At 50.7% G+C, this 14,576-nt stretch carries 11 protein-coding genes; 6 read left to right on the top strand and 5 right to left on the bottom strand.

Going from position 1 to position 14,576, the window contains the following annotated elements:
- Window positions 1-160: 160 nt before the first annotated feature.
- A complete protein-coding gene (locus tag KI362_RS19865; RefSeq protein WP_301629763.1) occupies window positions 161-1,033 on the bottom strand; it encodes an alpha/beta fold hydrolase in 873 nt (290 codons plus the stop codon).
- A 150-nt stretch (window positions 1,034-1,183) separates the two neighbouring features.
- Between KI362_RS19865 and KI362_RS19860 the strand changes: the two genes are divergently transcribed.
- From KI362_RS19860 to KI362_RS19845, 4 genes are all read left to right on the top strand, one after another.
- A complete protein-coding gene (locus tag KI362_RS19860; RefSeq protein ID WP_301629761.1) occupies window positions 1,184-1,909 on the top strand; it encodes a MerR family DNA-binding transcriptional regulator in 726 nt (241 codons plus the stop codon).
- 496 nt (window positions 1,910-2,405) lie between these two features.
- Window positions 2,406-3,293 carry a putative RNA methyltransferase gene (locus tag KI362_RS19855; RefSeq protein WP_301629760.1) on the top strand — a complete coding sequence of 296 codons (888 nt, stop codon included), beginning with the start codon at window positions 2,406-2,408 and terminating at the stop codon, window positions 3,291-3,293.
- A 172-nt stretch (window positions 3,294-3,465) separates the two neighbouring features.
- Window positions 3,466-4,323, top strand: a complete 858-nt coding sequence (locus tag KI362_RS19850; RefSeq protein ID WP_301629757.1) for an EAL domain-containing protein — start codon at window positions 3,466-3,468, stop codon at window positions 4,321-4,323.
- A 71-nt stretch (window positions 4,324-4,394) separates the two neighbouring features.
- The gene (locus tag KI362_RS19845) at window positions 4,395-5,363 is read left to right on the top strand and encodes a GGDEF domain-containing protein (protein ID WP_301629755.1); all 969 of its coding nucleotides are present in this window, start codon (window positions 4,395-4,397) and stop codon (window positions 5,361-5,363) included.
- Between the two features lie 72 nt (window positions 5,364-5,435).
- Here the strand turns inward: KI362_RS19845 and KI362_RS19840 are convergent, their stop codons facing one another.
- From KI362_RS19840 to KI362_RS19830, 3 genes are all read right to left on the bottom strand, one after another.
- On the bottom strand, window positions 5,436-7,433 hold the full coding sequence (locus tag KI362_RS19840; protein WP_301629753.1) for a flavocytochrome c: 1,998 nt from the start codon (window positions 7,431-7,433) through the stop codon (window positions 5,436-5,438).
- Window positions 7,434-7,583: 150 nt separating this feature from the next.
- Window positions 7,584-8,897: an alkaline phosphatase family protein gene (locus KI362_RS19835; RefSeq protein WP_301629751.1), complete on the bottom strand. Its 1,314-nt coding sequence runs from the start codon at window positions 8,895-8,897 to the stop codon at window positions 7,584-7,586.
- Complete coding sequence (locus KI362_RS19830; RefSeq protein ID WP_044481325.1) at window positions 8,894-10,126, bottom strand: MFS transporter; 1,233 nt, start codon at window positions 10,124-10,126, stop codon at window positions 8,894-8,896. The genes KI362_RS19835 and KI362_RS19830 overlap by 4 nt, the downstream gene beginning before the upstream one ends.
- Before the next feature lie 180 nt (window positions 10,127-10,306).
- Between KI362_RS19830 and KI362_RS19825 the strand changes: the two genes are divergently transcribed.
- Window positions 10,307-10,792: a pyridoxamine 5'-phosphate oxidase family protein gene (locus tag KI362_RS19825; protein WP_301629748.1), complete on the top strand. Its 486-nt coding sequence runs from the start codon at window positions 10,307-10,309 to the stop codon at window positions 10,790-10,792.
- A gap of 36 nt (window positions 10,793-10,828) precedes the next feature.
- On the top strand, window positions 10,829-12,307 hold the full coding sequence (locus KI362_RS19820; RefSeq protein ID WP_301629746.1) for a protein adenylyltransferase SelO: 1,479 nt from the start codon (window positions 10,829-10,831) through the stop codon (window positions 12,305-12,307).
- A gap of 133 nt (window positions 12,308-12,440) precedes the next feature.
- Here KI362_RS19820 and KI362_RS19815 read toward each other — a convergent pair whose 3' ends face one another.
- Window positions 12,441-14,345, bottom strand: coding sequence for a hypothetical protein (locus tag KI362_RS19815; RefSeq protein WP_301629744.1), 1,905 nt, complete (start codon window positions 14,343-14,345; stop codon window positions 12,441-12,443).
- Between the last annotated feature and the right edge of the window lie 231 nt (window positions 14,346-14,576).

Below are 14,576 nucleotides of genomic sequence, written 5' to 3'. Positions count from 1 at the left end.
AACTAATGAGAATGAAATTGATTTAATGGCAATTCAATCATTGATAAAATAATAACTTTTAAGTTAGCTGTACACTTATGCATGGATCTACAACGCGAACAAGGCACTTCCGCAGCCAAAACACGCTGTGGAGGCGCCTTGTTTTATACGGCCAAATGGGTCAACCCGAAAGCTTGGCCGTCAGCCAAGGCTTAATTAAAGGCAGCACAACATCCGGTTGCATGGCTCGGGTGTGATCCATATGCTCACCTTGCACGAGCTGCACGTCCCAACCGAGCTGCCGTAAAGTTTCCTCGTGTCTGCTCAACCGCCCGGAGATATCGACGGTGACCCCGCCGAAGTTCTCGCCGTACACAATCGTATCCTTCTCCCCGGCAAAGGCCAGCTTGGGAAAGCAGAGCTTACCCTGAATCGCTGTATCCTCAAAGTCTGTTAAGTGGTTATATAGGGTGAGAAATTGCTTGGTTCGATCCGGATCGATCGTGACCTCAAGATGATCCCAATCTACCTCGTCCACAGGAACCGGATCTTTAGAAGCAACTTTTGGTTTCTCGGTATTTTGGATAGCCTGCTCATGCGTTTTGGCAGTGACGGTTCTCATTTCAGCATAAGGCCCCTCATAAGGAGGGAATCCGCCCATGAGAAGCGCCTCCAAACGATCGGTCCTTATAGCGAGCTGTAAGCCGGCGAGTGCCAGCCAGGAGTATCCATAATAGCAGAAGGTGCTGACACCCATCTCATCGGCGATCTGTAGGAAATCTCTGGCGATGGCTTCCGGCGTAAGCGAATTCGGGCGTGGATGCTGAAACAAATGACCTTCATAGTCAAAATGGATGACCCCGAACTCATCGGCAAGTCCGTCCACCAGTTTCCTTCCCAGCTCCGGATCTACGCCCCATAGCTTTAGTGCTTCCGCCTCTTTTCCCGTCACACTTTCTTTTGTCCCCGGGAGCATAATAAACCTGCCATTACGGTTACCCTCAAGTCTCACCTCCAGCGCAGAGCCATCGTTCAAAGTGATCGTTCTCTTCATGTTCATCCCTCCAAACCTGATATACTACAAACATACAACATAGATGCAATCTTCAGGTTTGTGTACATAAAGCATGGATAGATCGGCAATCTCCTCGATCAATACTTAACGCAGCACTTTAAGGTATTACTTTAATATAGGAGTGGGCAAATGGTACGCTTTTATACACCGGCAGAGTTAGCCTTGGAATTCAACGTGAGTACAACGACCCTGAGGCGGTATGAAGAGCAGGGGCTGCTTCCTCATGTAGCTAGATCGACAGGGGGACACCGCCAGTATACTTCCATACACCGTCTGGCCTTTGCCGCAATCCGATCCATGCTGGCCGGCTTTGATATTCCTGTTGTCTATGAGGTCATGCGCAGCATAAAGGATGGAGAAGTGACCGGGGCGCTTTGGCAGATTAACCAGCAGCTCCACCGGACCCAGGAGGAAAAAATCCGCGTCGGAAATGTGCTCGGAATGATCCAGCAGGCACAGCTCGGTTCTTATCAGAAGATGAAGACACCCGGCGGGCCGCTGCCGATTGGCAAGACCGCAGAATTAGCAGGGGTGAATACGTCTGCTATCAGGCATTGGGAGAAGGAGGGACTGATCACTTCGATCCGGGATAAGGAGAATGGATATCGGCTGTACGATTTGACCGAGCTGCGTAAGATAATGGTCATTAGCAGTCTGCGGCGGACAGTGTATTATGTAGATCATTTGAGGGAGCTTCTAAGAGAACTGGAGGCCCATCAATTTGAACGGATTGACAGGTCATTCCAGCTTGCTCTTGCGAAGTTAAGTGAACGGCTGCAGGCCCAACTCGAAGGCGTCAGGCATCTGATGGTCTACATCGAGGCTTACAGGGAGCACATACACAAAGAACATTAACGTTTTACGTAGTTACCAAAAATAAATCTTACAAGGGGTCCCATCACGATCATCTGCAAAGGCAGACTCGGCTTATTATAGCGGCCTGCCGTTGGGACACATAAGTGAACACTATGTGAACAAGAAGAAAACAGAGTAGCTGCGTCTGCTTTACATCCCCCGACGCATGTTTTATACTGGACACAATTGTTGAGACAGGAGGATAGACGATGATCCACTATATCAGATTGCGCTCCCTGACTTTGAACCCGTAATTAAATACGTTCAAAGGCTCTGCTTGCATTAGGCAGGGTACACGGGATCAGTCTGCCCTTTTGGGGTCATCTCATCTTCATATAGAGGTTGTTTAAATCGTGAAGAGAGGCGGATTTGTCGCGCCTTTCTTTTTTGTTGTCTTCCCGGCCATTGCCTTTTGGTCGTGAATCGTGAGATCCCGTTACCTTGCCGTGCAGGCCGAATGCCTGTGATTTTCTATGGCAAAGGAAGGGATATTTTTATGAGCAGAAAAATGCATAGCGCAAATCTGGTAGATACATGGTCATCCTGCTTCAAATGTCCGCTCTGCGGAAGTCCGGTGAGGGTTGATGGGCACGCCAGCCTGGTCTGCTCGAAGCATCACGCGTTTGACTTTTCCAAGCACGGCTATCTGAACCTGTTAACCCGGCCTGTGGTCGGCAAATACGGCAAATCCTTATTTGAAGCAAGGCACCATCTGATTACGGAAAGCTCTCTGTATAGGCCCTTGCACAAGGCTCTTCGAGATGTCATCCTCAAGGATGCTCCCGAACCGGCAAGCCCATGGATGATGGCCGACCTGGGCTGTGGTGAAGGCTCCCACCTGCAGAGCGTGCTGAAGGCATGCGGTTTGCCCCAGGTGACCGGGCTTGGCCTCGATATCTCAAAGGAAGGCATCACCCTGGCCGCGAAAAGATACGAGGGCTCCATTTGGCTGGTGGGCGACCTGGCCGGCTTGCCGCTTGCGGATCAGTCTTGCCGGGTGCTGCTGAACATACTTTCACCGGCTAACTATAAGGAATTCACGCGGATATTGAAGCAGGACGGCAGCATCGTGAAGGTCGTACCTGGTCCTGGCTACCTGAAGGAATTGAGACAGGCACTCCATGGGGATAACGAAAAAAGAAACTATAGCAACGAACATACAATAGACCTATTTTGCCGGCATTTTGATCGATTGGACACGATTCAGCTGAACTACAGACAACGTCTGAGCGGTGCGGAGCTGCAGCTTCTGGCGAGCATGACACCGCTGGCCTGGTCTGCAGATCCTGAGCGTCTGTGGGACTATGTTCGCCAGGAGTCGGCATGGGTGACCGTGGAGTTGGATATTTTAGTGGGGAAAAGCAGGAGGACAGGCAGGAAATAGCAGGACTTGCAGGAATTTTCGACAGAATTCGGCGGTCGGAGGGGTGCATTTTACCTCTCGTTAACACTAAGTTGATGCTCTCTGGGGATCGGAGGCGTACAATAGCACTATAGAGACGGGCATTTCATTTTTCCAGTCTCGATTTTATAGGCACAAAGGATGAGATGGGAAAATGAAACCACCGCTCGCTCCCTCTGGAGATAGAAGCGGTCTGTTAAACCACATGACCTACTTCTATCAAGCAACCCGAACGTACTATCAATCCTGCAGAAGATATGCCGAGCTGCAAAAAATTATGAAAGGACAGGCCCTGACCACCTTTTTTCAGCCTATTTATAATTTGCAGGATAAAGGGCATCTGGGCTACGAGGTGCTGAATCGCCCTCCGGTATCGGCGCAGTTTCCGAGCACTGATTTTTTTTATGATTTTATCGGGCATACCGATCAAGTCTTTTCTTTTGAATTGTTTTGCCGGGATTTGTCTTTGAACCGTTTTAGCTCGGCACTGGAGCGGGCAGGCCATCCCAGGAATACGATTTTGTTCATCAATATCCATCCGCAGGTGCTTTCTGATCCAGGCTATCGGAGCGGACAGACGATTCAACTTCTATCCCGTTATAACCTCTCTCCACAGCAGGTAGTGTTTGAATTGACGGAGAAGCAGGCGGTTCAGGACTATGTAGAGTTTGAGCGCATTCTTTCGCATTACCGCGCCCAGGGGTTTCGTATTGCCATTGATGACGCGGGTTCCGGCTATAACAGCTTGAAAGCCATTGTGAGCCTGAAGCCGGAGTTTATTAAGCTGGACAAGTCGCTAGTTCACAACATTCACCTTTGCCCGAATCAACAGCGCATTGTGACCTTGCTTCAAGAATTTGCTGCTGATTCGGGCACCCACATTATCGCCGAAGGTATTGAAGCCTCGGAAGAAATCTCATTTTTGCGTCAGGAAGGCATTCAATACGGACAAGGCTATGCATTGGGCAGGCCAGCCAGAGAGCTAACATACCCTTATCTGCAGCCCTTCTAACCATCGGTTGAACGAAAGACGCTGCGAAGGCAGGAAAGGAAAATGCGCGAAGTGTTCACGGAGGGGATAACTTGTTCACGAAAATTGGTGAAATGGCCGAGATGATTCCTATCGTCGAGCCGGATGCGAAATGCCGGGTTGTAAATAACCTGTTCGTACATAACCCTAAACTGGAAGGTATAGCTGTAGCCGGGGCAGGCATTCCTCCTGCACTTGTGATGCGCTCCCGATTCTATCAGCTGCTGGGCACACAATATGGATACAATCTGTACATGGGCAGGCCGGTCAGCCTGGTCATGAATAGTCATCCGCTTGTTGTCCAATATGAGGAGCCTATTACAGAAGTAAGCATCCAGGCGATGAATCGGGCCGAAGAGGAGCTATATGACGGGGTGCTGGTAGCCCAGAAAGAAATGCTGTACGGCTTTGTCAGCATTCGCCGTCTGCTGCTGGAGGTAGCCGACATTCGGGCGGAGATGGCAGTCTTCATGAACGCCCTGACCGGCTTGCCCGGGAACCGGATTATCGATGACCGGCTTCAGCAATCCGCAAACCAGAAGCACTTCAGTGTACTCTACATCGATCTGGATCACTTCAAGTCCTATAATGACAGCTATGGCTTCAAAATGGGGGATTCCCTGATTCAGGCAACCGCCGCCCTGCTTCGGGAGCAGTTCTCGGGGCAAGGCTCGTTCCTGGGACATATCGGAGGGGATGACTTTATCGCGATCCTGAATCATCATGATTATCAAGGCCCTTGCAGCAAAGTGATTGAGGGCTTTGAACAAATCAAGCAATCCTTTTACAACACCGAGGATCTCAAGAACAATTTTGTGAAGGGGGAGAGTCGTTCCGGTGGGTATGGTGCGATTCCGCTTGTCTCCATTTCCATCGCTGTAGTGACGAATCAGAAGGGCGATTTTCAAAGCATGGATCAGATCGTTGATGAAGCTACCCGAATGAAGAGAATTTGCAAATCCCATCCGGGCAGCATCTGTTATGCCAATAATGAGCCGGATTATCAGAACTTGGGATTATGATAGAATAAAAGGACGCTCTCTGCTATTGCACGATGACAATAGCAGAGAGCGTCTTGAGTTTAGTAGGAGGAATTACTTGCCTGCCGCACTTGCTCCGGCAATCCGTCCGAAGGTAAAGATATCTGTAATCGCATTGCCGCCAAGACGATTGCCGGCATGTAGTCCTCCGGCAACCTCACCAGCTGCAAACAATCCGTCAATCGGGTTGCCTGCTGTATCCAGCACTTGTGCCTTCTCGTTGATCTCAAGTCCGCCCATGGTGTGGTGAACCGAAGGCGTTCTTGGCGTAGCAAAGAAGGGGGCCGTCTCCAGCTTTGCTCCAAAGTTTTTCTTACCGAACTCCGGATCAAATTGCTTCTCTACGTAAGTATTATACTTTTCCATCTCGGCTACAAAGGTGTCCGCAGGTACACCCATTTGCTTCGCCAGATCTTCAAGCGTATCGGCCATAAAGATATTCTTGTTCTTGATCAGATCCTGGTAGTTGTCGCCCCAGACGCTCTTGCCGTTCAAGTCCGGGTTGCCGAGCGAAGTCATGTCACTGATAATAAAGAAGGTCTCGTCTGTTTGCTCCAGGGCAGCGGCAGCCAACACATCCCGCTCTGCGTATTCGTTCACATACCGCTTGCCTTCCTTATTAACAAAGATTTGTGTTTCCGCGCTGCCCCATACGCCGCCGGATAATGCACCTGTTCCAGGCTGGCCGCTCGGCATCAACTGAATGAAGCCCATGCCCCACAGATTTGCTCCTACCTCCTCACCCATAGTAATCCCTTCACCAGTGGCATTGGAAGTATTGGTCGTCTTGATATTTTTGTTCATATAAGGCCAGTAGTTGTTGTATTTCACAACCATTTCCGAATTTGCCCCGAAGCCGCCGGTTGCCATAACTACGCCCTTGGAAGCCTTCAGCGTAACAGGCGTGCCATCCGCTTGCTCAGCCGTTACACCCGTTATCTTTCCATCCTCAACGATCAGCTTGGTTGCCTTGGTGTTCAGCATGATCTCCGCCCCAAGATCTGTTGCGCTTTTTTTCATCGCATTGATATAGCCCGTCCCCAGCGGCTCGACATTGTGATGTGTTCTAGGCCACAGAGCGCCAAGCACAGTCCCGATCCCGTCCTGAAACTCGGCTCCATGGCCTTCCAGCCATTCAATCGTACCGTAGCTGTTTTGAGTGAGTGTGTTCACCAGCTCGAATTTACCCGAAATCTCCTTGCCGTCCAGATCCGTTCTCTTCCCGCCAATATAAGTATGAATAGCATGCAGCTCCGGGGAATCAAACAGCTTCGTAGTATTCCCATTGCTCAAATACTCCTTGATTTGTGCCTTAAGTGTCTTCAGCGTTTCAGCATAATCGCCAAACTCTGCCTCATTGTATTTCAAAATCTCATTCAGCTCATCGATCAGCGCCTTTGTCATTTCTATATTAGGCTGTCTTACCGGATCATAGGAGTTGAACTCTCCTCCCGAGCGGATCGTATTACCACCGAGCGAAGGTGATTTTTCAATGAGAATAACCTTTGCGCCGTTCTCGGCAGCTGATACTGCTGCGGCAAGACCTGCTCCGCCTCCCCCAACGACTACAACGTCCGTTTCCTTCGTGATCGCTTCTTTTGCAGCCACGGCAAGCGGCTCCTTATTTCTCAGCGCCTCCACGTCAGCGCCTGCCTTGGCCAGTGCATCCGCGATGGCGTCAATCAGGCCGTTACTGGATACAGATGCTCCGGATACAACATCTATCTTCAAGCTCTGTCCTTCTATTACTTTTTGAGGAATTGTCTCGAATACTGCATCACTGACTCCCTCAGTGTCTTGCTGCTCCAGTACCTTTACCGACTGAATTGTATTGGCGTCGACCGTAACCTCGACTTTGATCTTACTATGCAGGCCCTCGGCTTCACCGGTATACGTTCCTGGCGTAAACAGTCCTTCTGCAGCTGTTTCAGGAGCATTCGAAGCTTCATTTTTATTCTTGCCTCCGCTGCAACCGATAACTCCCATGACCAGAATGATTACCATTGCAACTAAAAACCCAGTCCTTACTCCCTTGAACCCAAAGCTCTTCATGTGAAAGTCTCCCTTTTCTTGAGGTATATTTTTTTCACACTTAAGTGAAAAAAATCACATAAGTCGTTACTAACAACTTATTGTTCATTAAAGATTATAATCTTCCACAAATTCACCTTATGTGAAAACGGTCACAAGAGAGATGTCCGGTTAGTCGGAATGACTGGTGAAAATTTCGTCCAAGGCTCTTCCGTCACAAGGGCCAAACGGAATTCCCAATATTCTGGCCAGCGTAGGAGCGATGTCCACCATATGGATATCTCCGAGCCTGTAGCCGGATTTCACCGAATTGCCCGAGAAGACCGCATTACAGCGGTATCCTTCCTTGTCCGGAGCGTAGCCGTGCGTTGCGTACTTGACGCCGTGCTGCTGCAGGTCGACAATCGTTGGCCGATCCAGAGCCTCGTCGAAGGTATAATTGCGCTTGGCCTCCAATATTGCGCTTGCTGCTCGACTTGCATGCATCCGGGTTAATTCCTCCCCCGTATAGAGGTGCTCAATTCCGAAGGAGGGGTTCCGCATAACCACCCTGACCGTGTCCAGAGCCAAGGCTGCGGCCTCTTCATCTCCCGGCTGAATATGCAGGTAGGCGGATCCGCCGCCGCACTGGAAATAAGCTCTCCACATCATTTTCCCATTCTGCTCGTAGATCAGGCCTCGCTCCTGCAAAAGATTGTTTAGATGCACCTTGTATCTGACATTAAATTGTCCATGATCACCAAGGACGGCTATCACAGTATCCTGCTGAATGCCTGCTTCTTCGACGGCCTGCATGATCTGCCCGATTCTGTGATCCATTCGGAGAATGACCTGCTCAACCTCTTCGCTGTCCGTTCCATGGGCATGCTTGGCATCATCCAGATCAATCAAATGCAGCATAAGCAGGTTAGGCTTCTTCCGCTTGATCGTATCCACCGCGCATCGGGTCGTGAAATCATCCAGATAAGGCTGTTCAATTCCCTGTCTGATCCGGCCGTGCTTCATTTCCATCTCAAGGCAGAAGAGCGGACTTCCGCTCTTCAGCACCTTCAGCGCCTGGTTCTCCTTCCCGATCGCTCTGATCTCGGGGATATTGTACTGGAAAGAGGATTTGCCGGACACCGGCCATAAAAGGCCTGCTGTGCTTAGGGAATGCTCCCGCGCGGCATCATAAATGGTAGGGACCTGAATCGCATCCCGGAACCAGAACCAGCTCTGCTCCTCCTCCTTGACAAAGGGCTGAAAAGGATTGTTGTGATGGATGCCGTGCTTGTCCGGATATACGCCGGTAGCGGTAGTGCTGTGCACCACATAGGTGAGCGTAGGATAGACACTTTGCAACTGGTTCGTAGATGCACCCTGTTCAATTAATTTAGATAAGTTTGGCAGTCGGCGGGCCGTCTCCCAGTTATCCTCCGAGAAGGCGTCATAGGAAATAACAATCAGGTGCTTCGCAATGGCCGGTGAAGTCGATACAGAGCTCATAGATTTTCCCCTTTAGGCAAAGTTAAAAAGATGAAGAACCCGATGACGAACAATGGAATAATCGCCAGCACACTGACATTTGCATTGCCGGTCAAGGTCGTTGCCAGCGACATCAGAGCCGGACCGATAATGGCTGCGAATTTGCCGAAGATATTGTAAAAACCGAAAAATTCATTGGAATTCTCTTTAGGAATGATTTTAGCAAAATAGGATCTGCTCAGCGCCTGGATACCGCCCTGGGCGGACCCGATTAATGCCCCTAGCGCGAATACATGCCAGATCGAGGAAATGAAGAAAGCGGCGATACAGGACACGATATAGGTGAATATTCCGATGATAATCATCGTTCGGGCGGAATAGACCTTAGCCAGATTGCCGTAAAGAATAGCGCAAGGAAAGGCAATGATCTGAATAATTAACAGAATGCCGAGTAAAGAGAAGGTATCCAGCGCATCGGAGCCCAATACGGAGGTAGCATAAGGCACGACCATTTTTATGATGGTGTCTACGCCGTCAATATAGAAGAAGTAAGCCAGCAAAAATACAAATACGACCCGGTGCTGACGAATATTACGGAAGGTGCCTGCCAAGCGCCGGAAGCTGTTGATAACAGGCTTTGGTTCGGGATCAATGTAATGTCTTTGCCGTACATCCCGGATCAGCGGCATCGTCAGCAAGCCCCACCATAGGGCGGTAATCATGAAGCCAATCTGATAGCCGATGGCTTGATCCATGCCCAGCATCAGAATCAGGAGCAGGCTAATGCCAAAGGGAATCACACTGGAGATATATCCGTAGGCAAACCCTCGGCTGGAGACCTTGTCCATGCGTTCGTCCTTCGTCACGTCGACGAGAAAGGAATCATAGAACACATTTGCCCCGGCGAAGCCAACGGCTGATAAGATATAGAACAAGATGAGAATCTGCCACTGTCCGCTTTCCGGCGCAATGAAGGCGAGGGAGGCGGTTGCAAGAACACCGATAGCCGCAAAGAAGATAAAGAAACGCTTCTTCATATCCTTGTAATCGGCGATTGTGCCTAGAATCGGACTCAGTACGGCAATCAGAATGCTGGCAATTGAATTGAAATACCCCAAATCCATACTGCTGCTTACATTGTCGAACATACCGAAGACGATCGGCAGAAGTGCGGTTGTAACGGCCATCGAATAGGCTGAATTACCGCAGTCGTACAAAATCCAGGATTTCTCCTCTTTGGTCAGCTTCATAACCCGCCAATCCTCCTATAGTCTCATTGTTCCAGTTATACCATACGTAAGTACGCCTTGTATTAAATGAATGTAAAAAGAGCTGCGGAAGATTAGGGGAGCCGGATTTTGTTTACAATACCGGGTGTAACGAGATTAAAGTGTGAGACTTCTTTATAATAACGGTATGAGGTGAATTTAATGACAACTTCAGCAGCGGAGCATCAGGAAGCAATCGAGACAGTACGCAGACTAATCAAGGGAATCGACACCGCCATGCTGACGACGGTAACCAGCGAGGGCCTGGTATCCCGTCCGATGAAGACGCAAGAGGTGGAATTTGACGGAGACTTGTGGTTTCTCACGATGAAGGACACCAGCAAATTTGATGAGCTTAAGGATCATCCCGATGTGAACGTGGCTTACGCAGGCAAATCCTATGTGTCCATCCGCGGGAAGGCGGAGCTGGTGAATGACCGGGCCAAAATCAAGGAACTATGGAACACTGCTTACGAGAAGCTGCTTGATACGACCAGTGATGATCCCAACCTGGTTCTCATTAAGATTCAGGCGGAGACAGCCGAATATTGGGAGACAGGGAACCTGATTAAAGTTGTTAAGCGATTGTTCGCCAAGGTGACGGGGCAAAAGAGCGATACGGAATTGAACCGCATTGTGGACCTGTAAGCTGTCTGATTCATATGGCAAAGGAGGTCGGTGGAGATGAATGATCAGATTGGCGAACCGGATTTTGCGGGCTGGCGGCTGGAGCATAGCTATGCCGAGCTGCCGTCAATCTTCTTTACTCGGCAGGAGCCGCAGCCTGTCCGCGCGCCCGGGCTTGTTCTATTGAATGCTGAGCTGGCAGAAGAGCTGGGGCTGCGGACCGACGAGCTGCGCAGCCCTGCAGGAGTCGGGCTGCTGTCCGGATGCCGGACGCTGCCCGGCTCCAAGCCGCTGGCACAGGCGTATGCCGGCCATCAGTTCGGGTATTTTACCATGCTGGGGGACGGCCGGGCATTGCTGCTTGGAGAGCAGCGAACACCTGACGGCAAGCTGGTTGATATCCAGCTAAAAGGCTCGGGGAGAACGCCGTATTCCCGTTCCGGCGACGGACGCGCTGCACTTGGTCCGATGCTGCGGGAATACGTGATCAGCGAGGCGATGCATGGTCTGGGCATTCCGACGACCCGGAGTCTGGCGGTAGTCACTACAGGTCAGCCGATTCAGCGGGAGCGGGAGCTGCCGGGTGCGGTGCTGACCCGGGTGGCTGCCAGCCACCTTCGAGTCGGCACCTTCCAGTTCGCCGCCGCCAAAGGCTCGAAGGAGGAGCTGCAGGTGCTGGCCGACTATGCGATCGGGCGTCATGATCCCGAGTTGCAGAAGGCGGACCAGCCTTATCTCGCCCTGCTGAACCGGGTCATCTCCCGCCAGGCCAGCCTGATTGCAAGCTGGCAGCTAGTCGGATTCGTGCATGGTGTCATGAATACGGACAACATGACGATCAGCGGGGAGACGATTGACTATGGTCCATGCGCCTTTATGGACACTTACGACCCGGCGACCGTCTTTAGCTCGATTGATTCCCAAGGGCGCTACGCTTACGGCAATCAGCCTGCGATTGCCGTCTGGAATCTGGCCCGGTTGGCTGAGGCGCTGCTGCCGCTGCTGCATGAGGAGCAGGAACGTGCCGTGGCGCTCGCCGAGCAGGCACTCGCTGCCTTCTCAGACCTGTATCGGCAGCACTGGCTTGCGGGCATGACACGCAAGCTGGGACTGTTCCAGCCCGTGCCGGAGGATGAGCAGCTGGTGAGCGGGTTGCTTCGGATCATGGAGACAGCGCGGGCGGACTACACCCATACCTTCCGGTTGCTGACGCTGGGCGATCTGGAGTCTTCCCGGCTCCAGATTGCCGATGCGGAAGGGTATGGGGAGTGGCGAAGCCGCTGGCAGGAACGGCTTGGCCAGCAGCCGGAATCGGCGGAGCAAGCCCGCGAGCTGATGAAGCGCAGCAATCCGGCAGTCATTCCGCGCAACCACCGGGTGGAGGAAGCGCTGGAAGCAGCAGAGCAGGGCGAGCTTGCCCCGCTGCATCGGCTGCTCGCCGCCCTGCGCGATCCGTATGCGTATTCGGCTGAGCAAGAGTCGTATACGGAGCTGCCGCCGCAGGATTGCGCCTATCGCACGTACTGCGGAACCTGAGGCGCGGAGTTGTGCTCCACGGGAGGAAGCGAAGGAGGAGAACAAGAACAAATGTAACAGGATAAATCATACAGAATCAGCTCCAACGGTTGTTTGACCGGAGGAGCTGATTTTTATTTTGCTGGGAATTTTGTTAAGAGCCTGTGCTTGTTAGATAAGTCCCTTTATTGCCTACTACAATATAGCGTTGACCGTCCCAAACAATCCCATTCAGGTATTCGGAGGTTCCGGATTTCACTCTGGTCCAGGTCTTGCCATCCAATGAACGCAGGATCGTTCCGCCTGCCCCCACAGCCATAAATTCTTTGTTTCCATAGATAATTGTACTTAAAGTATCCCCACGCTTTGAATTGCTTTCTGCATCCTTGAAAACATGCCGCTCATAATCCGACCAAGCAGGAGCCTTGGCCTTCAGCCACTTTCCATTCTCAAGATAATACAACGCCATTCCGTTATCTTTGGAATACTCATACTTGACGGTCATTCCATCGCCCTTGACGATGGTCGGCTCATGTTCAAGCTCTTGAGGGTTAGCCGGGCTAATATCCTGCCACTCCGATGCCCCGCTATTCCATTTATACTTGCTGCCAAAGCTTGTCCGGCCTACGAATGCCTGTCCATCCCACTTCATGTCAACAGGAGTATCGAAGGAGGATAACGTCTTACTCCGCACCGCTTCGTCTTCTCCGGATATGAAGATAAACTTGTAATTGTTTCGCAACGATTTCCAATACCAGTCCTCTTCCAAGGTAACCAGCCCGAAGTCCTCTCCATTATAGTCAGCACTCATCACATTTTCTTCTTTGGAAATTCCAGCGGTCTGCTTCCAGTTGCGTGCATCCTCCGAGGTCAGGAATCTCCCGTTGGAGCCATATAAATAGTAAGTTCCTTCCGCAAACCCTGCGCCATACAAATCGGCGCCAATAGGAGAAGCCCCTTGTACAGTCTGCTTTTCAAATTGCACCAGATCGGGGGAAGTATAAATTCCGCCAAAGGAACTGACGGAGACATACTGTTTGCCGTCCCATATCGTCTTGTAGAAGGTTATTCGCTCTGGATGGATCTCGTCAAGCGCCCTGCCTTGCTCGAACACATTCACTGTTTTCCATGTACTGGCATCAGCAGATACCGCCAAATAGCCGCTATCCGCATTTACAACATAATGATCATGCACATAGTCAAGGGAATTCGCTCCGGATGAATCCGTCCAGTCCAGCAAATCCTGAGGCTGCGCCGATTTGATGGCCTGAAAGGTAGCCGCCTTCAGCACTGCAGGACGCGGCCTGGACGTCTCCACTCGTTCTTGTAATACTGCGAAGCCCTGAGGACTGTAGGCGGCGTCAATATATGTCTTGTCAACCGACGTCCACTTGACTAAATTAGTGCTGGTCATGACTTGATAGTCGGAGAAAAGATAATACGCTCCATTTAAGTATTTCAGTTGATTGGTATGATATAAATAAGGCGCTACCTGCGCCGTCTTCCAGCTTGATCCATCCTTGGAGGTGGATACAAAGGCATAGCCCGTACTGCTCATCCCCTTATTGGCTTTGAACACATAAGCATCCATCTGAGTCAGCACAACAAACTGCTTGCCATCCCAGAGGACACTGGTATTGAATTGCGCGCGGTTTCGGGCAAAATCACCCTTGTTCGCTTCCTTCATGCCGGGAACATTTTTCTGGGTCAAAGCAATGCTTTGCTTCTTCCAACTGAGTCCATCACTGGAAGTCATAATCGTATTATTGTTCCCCACAGCCACAAAGATACCGTTGCCAAATGCAATCGAACGAAGCCTGACAGAGGTGCCGGAGGCAACCACCTTCCAGTTCACTGCGTCCTCTGATCTGACAATAGCTCCGTCTCCGCCTACCGCTATGTATATATTTTTGCCATAGGCCACATCGTACAAATCGCTGGCAAAAAAGTCGAGCTTCTTCTCAAATACGGGTAATTGCCCTGCGGATGCCGGAGCGGGTAGAAAGGGAATCAACAGAGCAAAACATAATAGCATCGTGGCAGCTCTCAATATCTTCATCTTTTCGATCTCCTCTTCACTATAATTCAAACCTTATTACAGACCTATTTATGATACACCTTCCTCTTATTTCCTGCACTTGTCCTGTTCATTAATAGTTGATAAATGTGTGACTAAGTAAACTCGAATTGCATCCCGGAGAACACTCGAATAGTGAAAACGAATATTGCCCTCGGAAAAAGCATGGCGAAATTCAAAGAACGAGTGAGGGAGCTTACTTGCCAAATGCCG

It is taken from the genome of Paenibacillus apis (assembly GCF_018333295.1).
Classification (GTDB): domain Bacteria; phylum Bacillota; class Bacilli; order Paenibacillales; family Paenibacillaceae; genus Fontibacillus; species Fontibacillus antibioticophila.
Note: the sequence above shows the minus strand (reverse complement) of the source record. Positions and strands in the feature narration are given on the sequence as shown.